The sequence below is a fragment of the Polaribacter vadi genome (assembly GCF_018861005.1).
In the GTDB taxonomy this organism is placed as follows: Bacteria; Bacteroidota; Bacteroidia; order Flavobacteriales; family Flavobacteriaceae; genus Polaribacter; species Polaribacter vadi_A.
Window position 1 is genome coordinate 243,459 of sequence record NZ_JAHKQL010000004.1, and the last position, 20,132, is coordinate 263,590.

Annotated in this window: 18 protein-coding genes; 1 reads left to right on the forward strand and 17 read right to left on the reverse strand. The window is 28.3% G+C overall.

Annotation, left to right across the window (positions count from 1 at the left end):
- Positions 1-36: 36 nt before the first annotated feature.
- From fabD to KO506_RS03745, 5 genes are all read right to left on the reverse strand, one after another.
- Positions 37-924 carry an ACP S-malonyltransferase gene (gene fabD, locus KO506_RS03725; RefSeq protein WP_215993548.1) on the reverse strand — a complete coding sequence of 296 codons (888 nt, stop codon included), beginning with the start codon at positions 922-924 and terminating at the stop codon, positions 37-39.
- Between the two features lie 63 nt (positions 925-987).
- A complete protein-coding gene (locus KO506_RS03730; protein WP_215993549.1) occupies positions 988-1,689 on the reverse strand; it encodes a crotonase/enoyl-CoA hydratase family protein in 702 nt (233 codons plus the stop codon).
- Positions 1,690-1,756: 67 nt separating this feature from the next.
- On the reverse strand, positions 1,757-2,128 hold the full coding sequence (crcB, locus tag KO506_RS03735; RefSeq protein ID WP_215993550.1) for a fluoride efflux transporter CrcB: 372 nt from the start codon (positions 2,126-2,128) through the stop codon (positions 1,757-1,759).
- Complete coding sequence (locus tag KO506_RS03740) at positions 2,128-3,090, reverse strand: DoxX family protein (protein WP_215993551.1); 963 nt, start codon at positions 3,088-3,090, stop codon at positions 2,128-2,130. Before KO506_RS03740 ends, crcB begins: the two co-directional genes overlap by 1 nt.
- Before the next feature lie 113 nt (positions 3,091-3,203).
- Positions 3,204-4,403 carry an aminotransferase class I/II-fold pyridoxal phosphate-dependent enzyme gene (locus KO506_RS03745; protein ID WP_215993552.1) on the reverse strand — a complete coding sequence of 400 codons (1,200 nt, stop codon included), beginning with the start codon at positions 4,401-4,403 and terminating at the stop codon, positions 3,204-3,206.
- Between the two features lie 156 nt (positions 4,404-4,559).
- Here KO506_RS03745 and KO506_RS03750 point away from each other — a divergent pair, with 156 nt between their 5' ends.
- A complete protein-coding gene (locus KO506_RS03750; protein ID WP_215993553.1) occupies positions 4,560-5,012 on the forward strand; it encodes an Lrp/AsnC family transcriptional regulator in 453 nt (150 codons plus the stop codon).
- Positions 5,013-5,022: 10 nt separating this feature from the next.
- On the opposite strand, the gene KO506_RS03755 is transcribed toward KO506_RS03750, so the two are convergent.
- From KO506_RS03755 to KO506_RS03810, 12 genes are all read right to left on the reverse strand, one after another.
- Positions 5,023-6,984 carry a transglutaminase-like domain-containing protein gene (locus tag KO506_RS03755; protein ID WP_215993554.1) on the reverse strand — a complete coding sequence of 654 codons (1,962 nt, stop codon included), beginning with the start codon at positions 6,982-6,984 and terminating at the stop codon, positions 5,023-5,025.
- A 2-nt stretch (positions 6,985-6,986) separates the two neighbouring features.
- Entirely contained in the window at positions 6,987-8,903 is a 1,917-nt protein-coding gene (locus KO506_RS03760; protein ID WP_215993555.1) for a DUF3857 domain-containing protein, read from the reverse strand.
- An 85-nt stretch (positions 8,904-8,988) separates the two neighbouring features.
- The gene (locus KO506_RS03765; protein WP_215993556.1) at positions 8,989-9,627 is read right to left on the reverse strand and encodes a YceI family protein; all 639 of its coding nucleotides are present in this window, start codon (positions 9,625-9,627) and stop codon (positions 8,989-8,991) included.
- 111 nt (positions 9,628-9,738) lie between these two features.
- Positions 9,739-10,191: a D-aminoacyl-tRNA deacylase gene (gene dtd, locus KO506_RS03770; RefSeq protein WP_215993557.1), complete on the reverse strand. Its 453-nt coding sequence runs from the start codon at positions 10,189-10,191 to the stop codon at positions 9,739-9,741.
- A gap of 3 nt (positions 10,192-10,194) precedes the next feature.
- Positions 10,195-11,160, reverse strand: a complete 966-nt coding sequence (gene rsgA / locus KO506_RS03775) for a ribosome small subunit-dependent GTPase A (protein WP_215993558.1) — start codon at positions 11,158-11,160, stop codon at positions 10,195-10,197.
- A 404-nt stretch (positions 11,161-11,564) separates the two neighbouring features.
- Positions 11,565-12,647: a bifunctional 3-deoxy-7-phosphoheptulonate synthase/chorismate mutase type II gene (locus KO506_RS03780; RefSeq protein WP_215993559.1), complete on the reverse strand. Its 1,083-nt coding sequence runs from the start codon at positions 12,645-12,647 to the stop codon at positions 11,565-11,567.
- Between the two features lie 20 nt (positions 12,648-12,667).
- Positions 12,668-13,519, reverse strand: coding sequence for a prephenate dehydrogenase (locus KO506_RS03785; protein WP_215993560.1), 852 nt, complete (start codon positions 13,517-13,519; stop codon positions 12,668-12,670).
- Between the two features lie 3 nt (positions 13,520-13,522).
- Positions 13,523-14,665, reverse strand: a complete 1,143-nt coding sequence (locus KO506_RS03790; RefSeq protein ID WP_215993561.1) for a pyridoxal phosphate-dependent aminotransferase — start codon at positions 14,663-14,665, stop codon at positions 13,523-13,525.
- Positions 14,662-15,489 (reverse strand): prephenate dehydratase, encoded by an 828-nt coding sequence (locus KO506_RS03795; protein ID WP_215993562.1) that lies wholly within the window; start codon positions 15,487-15,489, stop codon positions 14,662-14,664. Before KO506_RS03795 ends, KO506_RS03790 begins: the two co-directional genes overlap by 4 nt.
- Positions 15,490-15,852: 363 nt before the next feature.
- Positions 15,853-18,123, reverse strand: a complete 2,271-nt coding sequence (locus KO506_RS03800) for a polysaccharide biosynthesis tyrosine autokinase (protein WP_215993563.1) — start codon at positions 18,121-18,123, stop codon at positions 15,853-15,855.
- Positions 18,124-18,133: 10 nt separating this feature from the next.
- Positions 18,134-18,919, reverse strand: a complete 786-nt coding sequence (locus tag KO506_RS03805; protein ID WP_215993564.1) for a polysaccharide biosynthesis/export family protein — start codon at positions 18,917-18,919, stop codon at positions 18,134-18,136.
- 12 nt (positions 18,920-18,931) lie between these two features.
- Positions 18,932-20,113, reverse strand: a complete 1,182-nt coding sequence (locus tag KO506_RS03810) for a glycosyltransferase family 4 protein (protein WP_215993565.1) — start codon at positions 20,111-20,113, stop codon at positions 18,932-18,934.
- Positions 20,114-20,132 lie beyond the last annotated feature (19 nt).

Genomic DNA, 20,132 nt, shown 5'->3' on the forward strand with positions numbered 1-20,132 from the left:
TGAAATTGGGACTTTTTTATTTAAAATATTTTTGTATTATTCTGCTAAAGCAGCTCCACTAGCAGTAACAGATCTATCGATTTTACGCATTAAACCTTGTAAAACTTTACCTGGCCCAACTTCTATAAATTCTTTTCCACCATCTGTAATCATTGCTTGTACACACTGTGTCCATTTTACTGGTGCAGTTAATTGAGCAATTAGATTTTCTTTAATTTCCTCTGGATTTGTAACTGCTTTTGCAACCACATTTTGATACACAGCACAAGTTGGCTTGCTAAAAGTTGTTGCTTCTATTGCAGCAGCTAATTCTTCTCTTGCAGGCTCCATCATTGGCGAGTGAAATGCACCACCAACTGGTAATAACAATGCTCTTCTTGCTCCTTTTTCTGTTAAAACTTCACAAGCTTTTTCTACTGCTTCAATTTCTCCAGAAATTACTAATTGACCTGGACAATTGTAATTTGCAGCTACTACTACTCCATCAATTTCTGCACAAGTATCTTCTACCACTTTATCTTCTAAACCTAAAACTGCTGCCATTGTTGATGGTGCAATTTCACAAGCTTTTTGCATTGCTAAAGCTCTTTTAGAAACCAATTTTAATCCGTCTTCAAAAGATAAAACTCCGTTTGCAACTAAAGCTGATAATTCTCCTAAAGAATGACCTGCAACCATTTCTGGTTGAAAAGAATCACCTAAAACTTTAGCTAAAATTACAGAATGCAAAAAAATTGCTGGTTGTGTAACTTTGGTTTCTTTTAATTGTTCAGCTGTACCTTCGAACATAATATCTGTAATTGAAAAGCCTAAAATATCGTTTGCTTTTTCAAAATATTCTTGTGCTAAAGGTGATTTTTCGTATAAATCTAATCCCATTCCTGTGAATTGAGCTCCTTGACCTGGAAAAATATATGCTTTCATTTATTTTTTGTTTAATTTTTTAACTTGTAATCGCCTGCGAAAATAATCAATTTATAAATTAGATTAGGCATCTATAGAAATAGTTCCTTTTGCATCTAACTCAATTGCATTTAACAACGCTTCTAAATGGGGTTTTCTAACTTTTAATTTTGTAGCTGCGTGTGCTTTTTTGTTTAATTTAGAAAACATATTTGCTACCTTAATTGCAGTTGGTAATAAAGCTTCTTCTGGAACAATTAGATCTAAAAACCCAGCTTTTACAGCATCCTTTGAATTAAATATTTCTGAATTATTTACAGCTCTGTTTAAATATACTTCTGATAAACGAGAATTTGCAATGGCAATACCAGCATTATGCATTGTCATACCAATCATAACTTCGTTTAAACCGATTTTAAAATCGCCATCTACCCCAATTCTATAGTCTGCTGATAATAATAAAAAAGCTCCTTTTGCAATTGCATGACCATTACAAGCAACAATAATTGGTTTAGAAAAAGACAACATTCTTAATGATAGTTGCGAACCTTTTGTAACCAACTCTAATGCAGATTCAGGTGATTTTGTCATCACTTTTAAATCAAATCCTCCTGAAAAAATTCCTTGTGTACCTGTGAGAATTACAATTTTATTTTCTTGTTCTGCTTTGTCTAAACTTGTGTTTAAACCTTCAATAACTTCATGAGAAATGGCATTTGCTTTTCCGTTATTAATGGTAATTATTGCGTAATTTTCATTAGGTTGATAGGTTACGAATTCATTCATTTATTAGGATTTTAATTGTTCTCGATGCAAATTTATTCATTCTTCATAAATTCACTCGAACTGACATTTATATAAATTTCACCAAATACATTCCTGCAAAAACAGCCAAAAAGCCAACCACAAAACTTGCTATTGTGTAAAAGGCAAAAGAAGTAAAATCTCCTGATTTTAGAAAGATATGGTTTTCATACGCAAAAGTAGAAAATGTAGTAAAACCACCACAAAAACCAGTTGCTAATAATAAAGTATGATTTTGGCTAAGTGCATTATTTTTGGCAGCGTAACCTAAAATAAACCCTATAAAAAGACTACCTAAAATATTGGCTACAAATGTGCCATAAGGTATTCCGTTTTCTGAATTATTTAGCCATTTACCAATTAAAAATCGTAAAACACTACCAAAACCACCACCAATAAAAACGAATAATAAACTTTTCATTATAGTTCTATATCGTCAATATCTGACCAGTTTTTCTTTTCTGTAACTGTTCCGTTTTTTAAAATCATTATTCCAGGATTTGCTCTAATCATTGTTTTTAGAGTGGTTTCATCACAGAATAAAACCTCGAAAGGTAAATTGTATTTCTTAATTGTTAAATCAATAATATCAGAAAAAGAGGCAGAAGCACCATAAACTTTGTAACCTTTTTGCATGGCTTCTTCAGAAATCTTTTTTACCTCTGGAAAAGCATTATAATCCGATTTTTCGAAACTAGACATAATAATTAGCATTACTTTATCCATTTTTAGAATTTGAGGTGCTAAATCATTTTGTGCATTTTCTAACATAAAATCATGAACTGGAGGTATTTCTCCATCATCTTTATACTCCATTCCTTCTGGTAAGTTTTTACCAATAGCATACGCTCTAAAATCGATTATTGGTAAATGTGCTAAGACATAATAAGTAATAAATGAAGAAATAATTAGCGAAACAAATACAATCTGAAAAGGAATAAACTTTTTTGCTATCGGTTTTATGTACTTAATTTTAAAGCCAATAAAGAAGATTAAAATTGTAAGAGCTACGTCTTTATAAAATGTTTCCCAAGGTTTTAATTTTATAGCATCACCAAAACAACCACAATCTGTAACTTTATCATAATAAGCAGAATACCAAGTTAAAAACAAGAATATTAAAATAATTATTTTTAAACTTATTACTGTAAATTTCGGTTTCCAGCCCACTAATAAAGCTACCCCTAAAACAATTTCTGCAATGATTAGAATAATAGAAAATGTTAATGCATAAGGAATTAGAAATTCCATATTTAAAACACCTTCAGAAAAATATTCTTCGAATTTATATTGAGAACCAATTGGATCTACCAATTTTACAAATCCTGAAAAAATAAATAAGACACCTACTATAATTCTTGCTAATTGTACGAGTATTTTCATAGTGTAATAAAATCTTGATGATTAGAAATTTAATTAAATGAATGATATTACAAAGATTGCAAAAATTCTTGTTTTAAATGTTTAATAAAACTTAAAATATTAGTTTAACGTATTTATAAAACATTTACATCTTCCATACATTTTTTCATCATTTTATAAGTGCGTTCAATATTATTATCTAAGCCAATAGAAAAACGAATTAAACCATCTGATAACCCCATTTCTTTTTGTTCTTTTTCTGGTATTTCTGAAGATGTAGAACTACCAGGTGCAGAAAATAATGTTTTGTAAAAACCTAAACTTACTGCTAAATAACCTAAGTTTCTTTGTTGCATTAGCTCCATTAATTCATTTGCTTTTTGCAACGAACCAACATCTATTGTTAACATTCCTCCAAAACCATATTCTACATTCATCATTTGTTTATATAAGGAATTTGAAGGATGACTTTTTAACCCTGGATATACTGTCTTTAATCCATCAGCCTCAAACTTATCAGCTAAAAATATAGCATTTTTACTATGTTGTTTTATTCTAATATGTAAAGTTCTCATATTTTTTAATATTGAAGCTGCTCTTAAACTATCCATAGTAACACCTAACAACATACTTGCACCATCATTTACATTTCTTAGAGCATTTATAAATTCTTTTGTACCACAAACTACACCTCCTACAGTATCTGAAGAACCATTTATAAACTTCGTTAAACTATGGCAAACTACATCTGCACCTAATTTTGCAGGAGATATTGACAATGGCGAAAACGAATTATCTACCACTAATTTTAAATTATATTTTTTAGCTAAAGCTGATAAACCTTTTATATCTGCCACTTCTAATAACGGATTACTTACAGCTTCACAATACAAAACTTTCGTATTTTCTGTTATTGAAGCCTCTACAACATCTAAATTTGTGATGTCTATAAAACTAGTTGCTATGCCAAATTTTGGTGTAAAGTTTTTTAAGAATGCGTAAGTGCCTCCATAAATGGTTCTGCTAGAAATAATGTGATCTCCAGAACTACAAAGTTGCAATAAAACCGAAGTTATTGCCCCCATACCAGATGCTGTTACATTTGCAGTTTCTGAACCTTCCATTGCTGCTAGTGCTTCTCCTAAATATAAATTTGATGGTGTTGAATGACGTGAGTATAAATAACAGCCATCTGCATTACCTTCAAAAGTATCAAACATTGTTTTTGCTGATAAAAAGGTGTATGTTGATGAATCTGAAATTGATGGATTAACGCCTCCAAATTCTCCAAAATATTGTAAATCTTGAATATTTTCTGCTGGGTTGAATTTCATAATTAGTAGTTTTATTTACATCAAAAAAACAACTAAAAAGAAATATTATTAACACAATACATTAAATATAGATTATTTATCTAAATTTGAGTCACTATATAGTTATAAAAACTATAAAAATTAATTGTGTTTCTACTTTTTAGAAAATTTGTTATTATGGATTCTACTGATAAAAAACTTATTAATTTACTACAAAATGATGGTAAACAAACTACAAAGCAACTTTCTTTACAATTAAACCTATCTGTTACTGCTGTTTATGAGCGTATTAAAAAACTAGAAAAGGAAAAGGTAATTGAAAAATATGTGGCTATCATCAATAGAAATAAAATTGAAAAGTCTTTTTTAGTTTTTTGCCATGTAAAATTAATTCAACATTCTAGAGAATATGTAACCACTTTTGAACGTGAAATATCTAAACTAGAAGAAGTTTCAGAATGTTTTCACGTAAGTGGAGATTATGATTATATTTTAAAAATATATGTTAAGGATATGGATACTTATAGAAATTTTATGGTTAGTAAATTAACAGCCATAAAATATATTGGAAGTACCCATAGCACTTTTACTATTAAGGAAGTTAAAAACACAACCTCAATTAATTTATAAAATTAGAATTTTACTGTTTTACTAAAACTATTTTTTCTGTCTGTTTTTGTACCATTTTACCATAGAAATCTTTTAAATATGCATAAAACTGAACAGGAATTATAGATGAATTAAATTGTAAAACAGAAACTGTCTTTATTTTATTGCCATTTTGTGTAACATGATATTTAAAAATTCCATAATTATTTGGTAATCCAATTGCTAATGTTTCTGGCAATTTTTCTACAGCATAACCATCTGGAATATTTATCGAAACAATATTTTTATCTTGCCAAGCAGTAGCAAAATCTATCGGATATTTACGTTCAGATAGTTTAAAAGGGTTTTTACGTTTTGTTAAAAACAAAGAAGGTTCAATATATAGTTTGTTTCCAATTTGCTCTATTAAATCTTCGTTTGTAAACTTTACATTTCTAATAATTTGTTTCTCTAATTTTTCTTTGTTAACTATTTTAAAATCTTCGATTTCTAAATTATTATTCTCTTCATATTTAGTAATTAATTCTTCTTCTTTAAGATGATTGTTATTTTTTCTGAAGTTTAAGGCATTTAAATTACCATATTTGGTTCTAATTAAACCTTCAATCATAAAATCATCAGTAATTTTAACCATTATCATATTTTCTTCAGTAGCATGGATTTCTGTTGATAATTTTATCCAAGAAGAATTACCATTTTCAGCTACAACTCTACCTTGCCAATTTAAAGCTCTAATTGGTAAAATATTTGGTGTACTATATTGTTCAGTGGCATCTAACAATATATTAGTATTGTTTGCCATTTGCACAACAGAAATAACATAATCGAAACCTTTTAAAGTTGGGAAAAATGGAACTCCATTTCCTTGCGAACTTATTAAAACAGGATTGGCATTTAAACCTGCAGAACGTAACATAGAAGTTAATATTAAATTGATATCTGCCACATTACCAGAATTTTCTTTATAGGCAGTTTTTACACCTTTATCTGAATATTTTCCATAAAAACCGTTCCACTTAACTTTGCTTTTTACAAATTCGAAAATGGCTACAATCTTTTGGTTTTCAGTTGTATTCTCTGCTAGAATTTTTGCCAAGTCATCTTTATAATAACTAGATTTATTGAGTTCGTTTCCAAAAGATGATGATTCATAAATTTGTTTACTAATATTTTCCCAAGTTGTGGAATAATTCTTTAAATCTCCACCAATACTTAAAAAATCGGTCTGTGCTAATTCAAATTTCATTCCTCCTCTATAGTTATATATATTCGCTACATACGACTCGTCATTTCTTAACGCTGGTATATCTTTACCATCAAAATAAAAAACATTTATCCTATATGATAAATCTCCAATTCTACCAGTTTTAGATGATTCTTTCATAGGAACCATATAATAACCTTTATTCATTTTATTAAACTTATAATACTCTGGAAACTCAACTTGACTACTTAATTTTTTTATAGGTATCCCTTTTTGAAATTGAATATCTGCAATAGAAGTTGCATAAGGTGATGAAATTTTATATTTAATATCTAAAACACAACCTTCTTTAATTTTAGGCATTGTTATTTTTACACTACTATTATATTTATTTATTTTCTCTTTAAAAATTCCTTCTTTAGAGAGTTTTTCTTTAATTAATTTACCATTTTCTAAATAAAATGTATAGCCTTTAATACTACTTACAGATTCTGAATCACCAGAATCTGGTTTATAATATTTTATTGATGTTGTAGCATAATCAAAACCTTCTTTGGTATAAATCTTAATTCTGTGATGTATTTCTGTGATTAATTGAAAGCCTTGATTTTGTGAATAATTAAAAAATGATCTTCTGTATTTATATAAATATGCAGCATCTGCTGTAGAATCTAAAGGATAAAATTCTTCTTCTAATTCTTCTTTTGATACTTTACCAAACTTATAATCTTGGGCTACTAATGATAATTGTAAAAAAACTACTAATACTACTAAAATGCTCTTTTTCATGGTTACTTTTTAATAAGTGCTATTCTTAAATTTTCTGATTTTGCAATACTTCTTCTAAAACTTCTATAAGCTTTGTAATCTTCTTTTGGATGCACACCTTCTTTCATCAAAATTTCTTTTTTGTAAGAAAAAGTAGATTCATCTATTTTATGAAAGCTTATTTTATAAGTACCAAACTTGGTAGATAATTCTTTGTTTTCTGGTATATATTCTAATTTATAAGAATCAGGAATTTTAATAGTATATTCATCTACATCTTTATAACCTCTGCTAATTTTTAAGGGTAAATTTCTTTTTCTATACCTTTTTGGGATGTAACTTTCTTTGTTAAATATATTTACTCGAAATAAATATTCGGTTTCGTTTACTGATGCAAAACTTTTTATAGAAAGCCCCAAATCTTCTGTAAAAACCACATTTTCTTTGTCGTTATTTAATTGATAAGCATCTACCTCTAAATTATTATTATAACTCCAAACATTCGATTTGTAGTTTTTAATCAATTCTTCATCAGTATAGTTTTCGAAGTAAAATTTATCATCATACTGAATCCCTTTTGATGTTCTTTTTAAAGTAGCTTTTACATCTCCTTGAGCTGTTAATTCTATTTCTCCTTTTATTGTTTGTAGGTTTACTTCGTCTGTATAAGAGGCCGTTCTTTTAATAATTCCGCCTTCTGGAGTAACCACTAATACATCTCTATCATCTGTAAAATCGCCTAAAAACCCAAAAGGCATGGTCTGACTTGTACATTCTAACCAAATATCATTACCATTATTAGGTACATTTAAGATAACATGATTTCCTTGAATGGATGAAAAATCTTTGTCTAAATTTCTTCTTTCTTTTGCATAAACTACAGTATAATAAGAAGTAACACCAACAACATCTAGCAAAGCTTTTGTGTAATTAGATAACCCTTTACAATCTCCATAACCAACTTGATCTACTTTATTTGCAGCAATAGGTTCCCAACCACCAATACCAACTTGTACACTGATATATCTGGTTTTATTTTGCATAAATTCATATACAATTTTTGTTTTTTCTACATCTGTTTTGGCATCTTTTACTAAATCTAATAATTTATATTTAGTAGCATCATCAATAACATCTCTACCTACTAAAAGCGATTCGTGCATCCATTTACCAAACTCTTTCCAATTTGTAGCTTCACCATAAACACCTTTTAAACTAAATTTGTTTAATGCAATTTTAACTATTGGTAAAATATCTCTGTAAGCAGGACTTTGATTTTCGTATTCTAAAGCAGTTTTCTTTGCCAAGGAATAATTTAATTCAGTATCAGATTCATTTTTTTCAATATTATAATCTGTAAAGTTGGTTTCTTTAATTCGCCAAGGAATAGCTTTCGGATTTTTTAAAGTATAACTACTTTTTTCTACTGATACATAGTAACCATTTACTGGACTCCACCAAGGAATAAAACCAGTTGTAGACGTTCTGTATTCTGATTCAAAAACTAATGTATAAGGATAAGAAATTGGAGTATAATCTATATATTTAACTCTAGCATCAGAATACAAAGTACCACCATCAACTGCACTTACATCTATAAAATCTCTTTCTTTAAACTTTTTAATTTCGTTGCCAAAAGCGTCGTAAATAATAGCTGTGAGGTTGGTTATTTTGGTATCATTATCATAACTCTCATAAATACCAGCGTCTGAATTACCAAGTTTATTTAGTACAGTTACTACCATTTTTTTGGAAACAACCATTCTATTTACATCTTCTATAGTAATCTCTGTAATATTGTTTCTAACAACAGCATTTGCATCTTCTTTTAATTCTGGTGGAATTGTAAATGCAGTTAACTCACTAATTTGTGAGAACGTATTTAAAGTAAGTAAAAATAATACTGCTAGCAGTGAGTTGGGGTATTTATCTTTTATCATAGATTTTTTAAATAGCAATGCAATTTAAAAAAAAAAACCAAAACTAAAAGTTCTGGGTTTAAATAATTTTAATGATAAATAAAATTTATGCCTTTGTTTTTACTTCAAAAGATAATTCCATCATATCATCTATAAACTTATCTTTTAAATTATCGAAAAAAGATTTAGATCCGTGTTTTACATTAAAATCTGCTCTGTTTATATTAAATGTTTCGCTTTTAAAAGTGGTAACACCACCTTCTGTAGAAACAGTTGCAGGTATTGTTATACTTTTAGTTACATCTTTAATTTGTAAATTACCTGTTACATGTAATTTACCCTCTTTAGGCTCTACATTAGTAATTACAAATGTTGATGTTGGGTAAGTTTCTACATCAAAAAAGTCTGCATTTTTTAAGTGACCTTCTAACTTTGCAGCACCTCCACTACCTTTCATATCTGAGTTTGTAATTGTAGTTAAATCTACTACAAATTCACCACCTTTTAAAGTACCTTCTTCTAATAACAAACCTCCACTTTTTAAAGCTACAGTTCCATCATGTGCTCCACCTGGTTTTGTTCCTTTCCAAGTTAATACTGATATAGCAGTATCTACATTATTTAATTCAGAAACATTTACTTCTACTTTTACAGCTTCGTTAGTAGCTACTTTTTCTTTTTTTTCGCTTTTACAAGCTGTTAAAACTGATGCTACAACTGCTAATGATAAAACTAATTTTTTCATTTTTTATAAATTTTAAGATTGGTTATTTATTTTCCATGGCAAATATATGTTATTTTATTTTCCTTGGAATATATTTTACTGTTTTTTAATACAAAATTAACAAACGTTAAGTTACTCTTTATTTTTAGAATCGATGATTATGGTTACTGGCCCATCATTTAATAACTCAACTTTCATATCTGCGCCAAACTTACCTGTTTGTACTTCCGTTTTAATTTCTTTTTGTAATGATGTTACAAAACCTTTATACAAAGGAATAGCTACCTCTGGTTTTGCTGCTTTAATATAACTGGGTCTGTTTCCTTTTTTTGTGGATGCTTGTAATGTAAACTGACTGACAACAATTACTTCCCCATCAATATCTAAAAGAGAGTTATTCATTACACCATTTTCATCATTAAAAATGCGAAGATTTGCAATTTTACGCACTAACCAATTGATATCTTCTTGTGTATCTTCATTTACAATACCTAAAAGAATTAACAATCCTTTTTTAATATCTGCAACTTTAACTTGATTAATGGTTACACTTGCTTCAGAAACTCTTTGAATAACAATTTTCATAGTTTATTCATTATCTTCTTCGTCCCAAATATCTGTTCTGTAGTGTTCTGTTTCTTCTTCACCTTCTAAAATTTGAAGATAACTTCTGTATCTAGACCAAGAAATTTCTTCGTCTTCTAAAGCTGCTTTTACTGCACATTGTGGTTCTTTTAAATGCAAACAATCATTGAATTTACAATATTGTTTTAGCTCGAAAAATTCTGGAAAATAATCACCTAATTCGTATTTATCCATATCTACAACTCCAAAACCTTTAATACCTGGGGTGTCTATAATTCTAGCATCGAAACTTAAATCAAACATTTCTGCAAAGGTTGTAGTATGTTGTCCTTGCTTATGCTGATCAGAAATTTCTTTGGTTTTTAAATCTAAAGTAGGTTCTATAGTATTTACCAAAGTAGTTTTACCAACGCCAGAATGACCAACAAACATAGATGTTTTGCCAATCATCATTTCTTTAATTTTATCTACATTTTTATTCTTGGTTGCAGAAACCTCAACACATCTGTAACCAATAGCTTCGTAAATATCTTTTAAGTATAAAATTTCTGCTCGTTCTTCTATTGCATAAGAATCTATTTTATTAAACACCAAAACTGTATCTATTCTATAAGCTCTTGTGGTTACTAAAAAACGATCTATAAATGCGGTAAATGTTGGTGGATTATCTATAGTAATTAATAGAAAAACCAAATCTAAATTTGCTGCAATAATATGTGTTTGCTTAGATAGATTTACAGATTTACGTACTATAAAATTTTCACGTTCTAAGATTTTTTTGATGACACCTGTTTCTTCATCTCCTTTTTTTTCTAAATCGAAAACTACTTTGTCTCCAACAGCAATTGGATTGGTACTTTTGATACCTTTTATTCTGAATTTTCCTTTTATTCTGCATTGATAAAAGATACCTTCTTCAGATTTTACTTGATACCAACTTCCTGTGGATTTGTATACGATTCCTGTCATTAATACAAAGATGCAGAATTTTATGCAAACATTAGAATGTAGGTTCGAGTGATTTTTGATTTATGAGAAAATTGTATTGAGAACATTCAGTTTTAATCATAAACTTCTTGATATAAAATTTCTGAAAAAGGAATTTTACTCTAAGTGTCGATGTTTTTCTATATAAGTGTCTAAAAAATATTTCTGACCATATAGAAACATAGAAATTAGAGTTATGAGTATAAAAAAGACCCTTCAGATTTTGGAAACCTGAAGAGTCTTTTAATATCTATAAGATAATTTTTAAAGAACTTCCTTTTGGAGTTAGCTCTTTGCGTTAAGGATTGAGTGGCCTGTTTGAGCTCTTTTTGTTTTTCACAAAAAAGCGAGTAACGAAAGCCTGACCCTTGGGTAACGCCCAAAAATTATCCGTTAATAATCTTTTCTTGATGATTGATAGATTCTTGGTGAATTGCTTTAAACATTTTTAAAACAAATTCTTCACTTAAACCTTTGCTAGTTCCTTCTAAAACCATGTTTCCAAGAATCTCGTTCCAACGTCTTGATTGTAAAACAGCAACATTTTGGTCTTTCTTTAAAGCACCAATTTGATCTGCGACATTCATTCTTTTACCTAACAACTCAATTAACTGATCATCTACTACATTAATTTGAGCTCTTAAACTTTCTAAAGGTTCTCTGTAACTTGTTGCAGTTTCTGTAGTTTTCTTAATTTTTAACTCTTCCATAATTGATTTCAATTTTGTTGGAGTTACTTGTTGTGCTGCATCAGACCAAGCATTATCAGGATCGAAATGAGTTTCGATCATTAAACCGTCGAAATTTAAATCTAAAGCAACTTGAGAAACATCTTGAATCATTTCTCTGTTACCTGTAATATGTGAAGGATCACAAATTAATGGTAAATCTGGAAATTTGTTTTGGAATTCTATAGCTAATTGCCAGTTTGGATTGTTTCTGTATTTAGATTTGTCGTAAGTTGAAAACCCTCTGTGAATTGCTCCTAAATTTTTAATTCCTGCAGTATATAATCTTTCTATACCACCTAACCATAAAGCTAAATCTGGATTTACTGGGTTTTTTACTAATACAATTTTATCTGTACCTTGCAAAGCGTCTGCAATTTCTTGCATAATAAAAGGAGATACTGTAGAACGAGCTCCTATCCAAAGTAAATCTACATCGTTCTCGATTGCTAATTTACAGTGTGCTGCATTTGCAACTTCTGTACAGGTTTTCATACCTGTTTCTTCTTTTACTTTCTTTAACCATCCTAAACCTAATGCACCAACACCTTCAAAATTTCCTGGTCTTGTTCTTGGTTTCCAAATACCTGCTCTATAATAATTTACATCAGAATCTTTTAATTCGTGTGCAATTTTTAAAACCTGTTCTTCGGTTTCTGCACTACAAGGCCCTGCTATTACTAGTGGATGATCTAATTTCATATCGTCCAACCATGTTCTTAATTCTTTTGTATTCTTCATCTTTCTACTTGTTTTGGCTTTTATTTTATGCCGTTTAAAATTTGTTTTATATAATTTGTATTCTCCATTTCGTTAAAAATTTCGGAGAAATTATCTTGTTGCATCAACTCTTTAAAATTTTGCAAATTGCTGATGTACTCTTCTAATGTTTCTATTACGTTTTCTTTGTTTTGTTCAAAAATTGGAGTCCACATTGCTGGCGAACTTTTTGCCAAACGTACTGTTGATGCAAAACCTGAACCTGCCATATCAAAAATATCGCGTTCGTTTTTTTCTTTATTAATTACTGTTTTACCTAACATAAATGCGCTGATGTGAGATAAGTGCGAAACATACGCAATATGCTTGTCATGCGAAACAGGATCCATATAACGAATACGCATTCCAATGGCTCTAAAAAGATCTAAAGCTTTTTCTTGAAGCTTAAAAGTTGTTTTTTCTACTTCGCAAATAATGTTCGTTTTCCCTTTATATAAGCCAGAAATGGCTGCTGATGGCCCAGAGTTTTCTGTACCTGCAATTGGATGTGCTGCTAAAAAATTACGTCTTTTTGGATGATGTTCAACCACTTTACAAATTGCTTCTTTTGTTGAACCTGCATCTACAACCAAACCATTATCTGATATTTTATCTAAAATTGTTGGCAGTAACTTTACAGTAGCATCTACAGGGATTGATACAATTACCAAGTCTGCATTTTCTAAATCATCTAAGGTTGCTTTTTTATCAATTAAATTTAATTCTAAAGCTTTATTTAGGGTTTCGTCTTTTCTACTAATTCCGTGAATGACAGCTTCTGGATTGTGGTTTTTAATATCGATAGCAAAACTACCACCAATTAAACCAATACCAATCATGTATATATTTTTCATAACTTATAATCTTGATATTGCTTCTTTAATTACATCTGTGGTTACACATAATGAAAATCGGATATAACCTTCTCCTTGAGAACCAAAAATGGTTCCTGGAGTGATAAAAATATCGTTATCGTATAAAACTGAATCTGTAACTTCTTCGGATTTTTTTCCTTCAGGAATCTTTGCCCAAACAAATAATCCTGTTGCATTTTTATTATAAGTAGCATCTAATTTATCTGCCAATTGCCAAATTAATTTTCTGCGTTCTTCGTAAATTTTGTTTTGATCAGAAAACCAATCATCAGATAATCGTAAGGCTTCTATGGCTCCTTTTTGAATTCCGTAAAACATACCAGAATCCATATTAGATTTTACTTTTAAAACTTCGTTTATTAAAGCTGAATTACCTAATAACATACCCACTCTCCAGCCAGCCATATTAAAGGTTTTACTTAAAGAATTTAATTCTAAAGCAATATCTTTTGCACCTTCTACTTGTAAAATGCTGATAGGATTATCGTTTAAAATAAAACTATAAGGATTGTCATTAATAATTAAAATATTATGCTTTTTACCAAATGCTACCAATTTTTCAAACGTTTCTAATGTTGCGTCTGTACCTGTTGGCATGTGTGGATAATTTATCCACATAATTTTTACATCTGATAAATCTTCATTTTCTAATGCATCAAAATTTGGCTGCCAATTTGTAGCATCACTTAAATTATAAAAAAGAGGTTCTGCACCTACTAATTTTGTTACTGATGTATACGTTGGATAACCTGGGTTTGGAATTAAAACTTTATCACCTTCATTTAAAAAAGCCATGGAAATATGCATAATTCCTTCTTTGCTTCCCATTAAAGGTAAAATCTCATTTTCTGGATTTGTATCTACAGAAAATTTGTTTTTATAAAAACTTGAAATTGCATTTCTTAATTCTGGTAAACCTTGATAAGATTGATATTTATGTGCGTTTGCATCTCCTAAACTTTTAGAAATTGCTTCTAAAACTTTTGCTGGTGGTTGCAAATCTGGAGATCCAATTCCCATATTGATAATTGGTTTTCCTGCAGCAACTAAGCCTCTAACTTCTCTTAATTTTTTAGAGAAATAGTATTCTTGAACTGTGTCTAATCTTTTGGCAGCTTTAATCATTTTCTACCGTTTTTATAGGTTCCTAATATTTTAAATTCTTCAGCCATTATTTCTATAATTGCTTCTGCTTTTTTGTAATCTTTATATTCATCAAAAGTTATATCAACAAAAAATGAATATTTCCAAGGAGTTTCTATGACTGGTAAAGATTGAATTTTAGTTAAATTCATTTTACAATCACTCAATACATTTAATATTGCTGCTAAACTTCCTCTTTTATGATTTAATTGAAATTTTAATGACGCTTTATTTATTTGATCAACTCCGTTTTCTGGTTTTTCAGTTTGTACAATTACAAATCTTGTTGAATTGTCTTTTATAGTCTGTATTTCATCTTCTAAAACATCTAAATCAAAAATTTCTGCGGCTATTTTTGGTGCAATTGCAGCAATACCATCTAAATTTTCTTTGGATATTCTTTTAGCAACTTCTGCAGTATCTACATCTTCTACCAACTTAATATGTGGATGCTTTTTAAAGAAATCTTTACATTGCAATAATGCCATTGGATGAGACCAAACTTCTTTAATATCTGCTATATTTTGCCCTTTTAACGCCATTAAATGATGATGAATACTTAAATATTCTTCATTTGTAATGTGTAAATTATGCTTATCTATTAAAGCGTAATTAGGTATTATAGAACCTGCAATAGTATTCTCTAAAGCCATTACACCTAAATCTGCAGATTTATCTAACAAACTGTCTACCAAAACATCAAAAGACATACATTCTTTTAATTTAATTTCGGTTCCGTAAAAGTCGCGAGCAACTTTATGGTGGTTTGAGCCTTCTGCTCCTTGTATTGCGATTGTTTTGTTCAACTTATTTGGTAAAATTATATCAAAAAAAAAGTCTCGAATTAAATTCGAGACTTTATATATTATATATGTTTCTTAACAACATACAAAGTCTCTGCTCTTATTGTAAAAATAAAAGTAAAAGAAGAAACGAGTATAGTTGTTATTTAACATTGGTTCTCTTTGTTTTGAATAGCAAATCTAAAGATTAAATTCAGATACACAAATATTATTAGTAAAGTTTCAAAATTTTTATGAAATAAAATGAAATTGCAAATTTATTTTAAATATTTTACAAGGTATTCTTTAAATAACCTAAAATTCTATAAATTTTAATGTTTTATCATTTTATGTTTTTAAAAAAATTACAAGTTAAAAATCATAGCTTTACACTGCATTTAAAATATAACTTACATTATTTAATTTATTTGTACCAACTAATTCTTCTGCAAAAGCAATTGTTTTTTTATTGGTAAAATTAGATTTAGCAACATAAATAGTTAGATCTGCCATTTCTGAAATTAAAAGCGTATCTGTAACTACAGAAGTTGGTGTGGTGTCTAAAATGATATAATCGTATTTATCTTTTAAAGAATTTATTAACTCTTCTAGTTTTTCATTGGCTAACAATTCTGCTGGTGCATTAGGAATTTCTCCTGTAGTTAGAATATCTAAAACTGTTTTTCCTATTCTAAATGATGATATTAAATCTTTAAAGTTTTTAAAATCTCCTTGTAAATAATCTGATAAACCTTTATTAGAGTTTCTTTCACTTTTTAAATAGTTCTGAATTTCTGGTTTTCTAAAATTAGTATCTAATAACAATACTTTTTTATTTAAAACAGCGTATGAAATAGCTAGGTTAATGGCACAAAAAGTTTTTCCTTCTCCTTCTTTTGTAGAAGTTACCATAATTACGTTTGCTAGCTCTTTTTCTGGTTGATTTTTAAAAACATAACCAATATTAGTTCTTAACATTCTAAAACCTTCTGCTAAAATAGAATTATCATCTTTACCACTAAAGAGCTTTTTATCCTCGGAAAATGGTATTGCACCAATTACTTGACTTGTTGTAATATTTGCAATTAAATCTTCTCTGGTTTGTATTCTTGTATCTAAAAAGAAAATAAGGTAAAATACTATAAAAGGGATAACCAAACCTGCAATAAATGCTTTTAGATAAACCATTTTTGGGCTTTCTGAAACCGGAATTAAATTAGTTATTGCATAATCTACTACTTTTAATGTTGGTGCAGTGATTACCAAATTTATAGCTGCTTCTTCTCTTCTTTGTAATAAAAAAATGAATAAATTTTCTTTAATAGACTGCTCTCTTTCTATTTCTCTTAATATTTTTTCTTTAGTTGGTAATGCAGTAAAAAAGCCTTTATTTTTTCTATCTACTATTTTAATATTATTAAGCGCTGTTTCTGACTTTTTTTGATAAGCTACAACAGATGTAAAAATATTATTCTTTAGTTGATTAATATCTTTATTTAAATTTTTAACTAAAGGGTTATTTTCTCCTCCACTTATTTTTAACTTATTATATTCTAGTAATTTTTTGTTAAATAAAGTAATTTGATCATTTACACCAGCAATACCTAAACCAATATCTACAGGTAATAATTCTGAATTATTTTTATTTGTAAGTGTTTTTCTTAAAATTCTTGCTATCTCTAACTGAGTTTCTAAATTTACTTTTTCTGTGTTAGAATTTGATTTGTCTGATAAGTTATGTTCAGTATCCATAACTATATCTGTTAATTTATTCTTTTGTTTAAACTGTTTTTTCTTATTTTCTATAGAATCTAATTCTTTGGTTAAAAACTCAAATCTTTCATCAACAAAATCAATTGTTCTTTGAAAAATAAGTTTTCTATCTGTTAAACCATCTTGATTAAATTGTGCAATAATTTCATTTAAAATTGCTTCTGATTTTGCACTACTTTCATTTCTTAAAGAAATTTTAAGTATTTCACTACTCTTACCTATATGCTCTATATTTAAACCAGAAAACAGACGCAAAGTAGCTTCTCTTGTGGTAAAAAAACGAATTTTTATCTTCTTATTTATTAATTCTGATGTATTTCTAAGAGCATCTATTTTTAGTAAAAAAGGCAAGTCTTTTAATGCTACATTCATTGTATGCTCAGATACTTTCCATTCTTTACTATTAGAATCTTTAATTATATATCCGTTTTCTAAAACTTGAACTATATACTCTCCACTTGTTGGTAAAGGTGTGAAATTATTTATTGGATAAGCTTTTAAGGGTATATCCCAAACTTGAATAAGTCTGGATGCAGTTATATGATAATACCTAACATTCAAATCTAAACTTTCAGAAACTTTTTCTAAAATTCGATAAGATTTAATGATCTCAATTTCGTTTTCTAAATTTACTTTAGCTTCTTCAAATAGTGAGTTTAAATTACCAGGTAATTCAATATTATTTACCTGTTGATTTAAAATTTTAATTCTTGCTGATGTTTCATAAACTACCGGACTTTTCTTAATTGAGAAAAAGGCAAAAAACAATAGAATTACAACAGAAATTAAAAACCATTTCCAATGTTTTGTATAACGTAAAACCTCTTGTTTTAAATTAAAGGTTTCTTTCTTTTTGGGCTGAAAAAAAGGCATCTCTTTTTTCATAGTAATTTTGCTAATTAATTACTATTAAAATAGAGGTTAAAACTAAAGATATAGCAGACATTAAAGCACCTGCACTACCTAAAAACCCAGAACTTTTAATTTTATTAGAATTTGGGTTTATAACAATTACATCGTTTTGTTTAATAAAATAAAACTCGCTATTAAACCAATCTGTTTTTGTTAAATCTATTTTTTTTGTTTTTTGAAGACCATCTATACTTCTAATAATTAAAACATCTTTTCTAGAGCCATTTATTGTTAAATCTCCTGCATAACCTATGGCTTGTAATAATGTAATATTATTTTCTGTAATAGTATAAGTACCTGCTTTATTAACTTCTCCTAAAATAGTAAATTTAGAATTTAACAACCTTACACTTACTGTAGGATCAATAACATGGTTACCATCAATTAAAATAGTTTTTATATAATTTTCTAATTCTGATGTGGTTTTATCTACTACATTAATTTTACCAATAATAGGAAAAACAATATCTCCTTCTTTTGATACTAAATAACCTTGTAATTTTAAAATTTCTATAAAACTAGTACTTGGAGATAAGCCATTTTCTATATTATAAGGTGCTACAGACTCTTCATTTAAAGCTGTAACTTTTATATTAATGATATCGTCTGTTTGAATTTTAGAATTTGAATAATTTAGTTTTCTTAAATTAATATTTTCTGCATCTTGAAAATATAATACACTTTTTTTAGTAGCACAAGAAGTAATACTTAGAACAGTTGTAAAAAATATCAGAAAATAAAAAATCTTTTTATAAGAGAATAATTTCATGATTTTTAGTTTTTAAGCCAAATCTCTTAGAGCTATAGTTTTACCTTTATGTACTTGAGCACCCTCAGAATCAGCACCTTCAGTAACATCTTGATTAGAAATATTTTTTAATTTACTAATTAAACTATAATTATTTACAACAAGAACTGTTAAACCCCACATAGCTAATAAGAAAGTTGTTTGCTTATTAATGGTTAAGTCATTAAAAAGAAATACAATTAAAACCAATGTTGAAGTAAAAAAAGTAGATAAAACTGAAATTTGCCAATGTTTTAATCCGTAATTTAAAAAAACATGATGTATGTGACTTTTATCTGCAGAAAACGGACTTTTCTTTTTCATTATTCTCAATAAAAACACACGACTTGTATCTAAAATAGGAAAACTAAATAATGCTAATATAAAAACTGGAGACTTTGTATTTTGAATTAAAAAATTAGGGTTAAAATCTACTGTTAAAAAATTTACTGCTTGGTATGCCAATAGAAAACCAATAACCAAAGAACCTGTATCACCCATAAAAACTTTTTCTTTTTTTGAAAAATTAAAAATTAAAAAAGATATTAATGAACCAACAATACAAATACTTAAAAAGAACATAGAATTATTACCATTCACATAATAGAAAAAACCAAAAAATACAGTTACTGTAATTGCAAACATACCTGCTAAACCATCTACACCATCTATTAAATTGTAAGCATTAATAAGTAATACAAAAAAGAAAATTGTTAATAAAGTAGAAACAACATAGGACAACTCACCTATACCCATAAGCCCTTGTAAATCAGTGATTCTTAAATCTGAAATTAAAATCACTGCTGTAGCTGCTATTACTTGTAATAATAATTTACTTTTTGGTTTAACACCTACTAAATCGTCTATTAAACCTGTAAAAAATAAAATGGTAATAGAACCTAAAAGACTTAACAGTGTGCTATCTTCAAAATAATTACCTAATAAAGTAATAATTAAATTTATGGCTAAAAAAATACCAATACCTCCTAAATTTGGAGTTTTAAAACGATGAACACTTCTGTGATTGGGTTTTGCCATTAACCTTTTAGCTTTAGAGACCCTAATAATTATAGGATAACATAGGTATGACAAAAAAATTGATAAGAAAAAAACAATTGCTGGCCAGAAAAAACCAAAATCTAAACTTACACTTACTGTGTGGAATGATAAACTCATAATAATGGGGGAATTATTA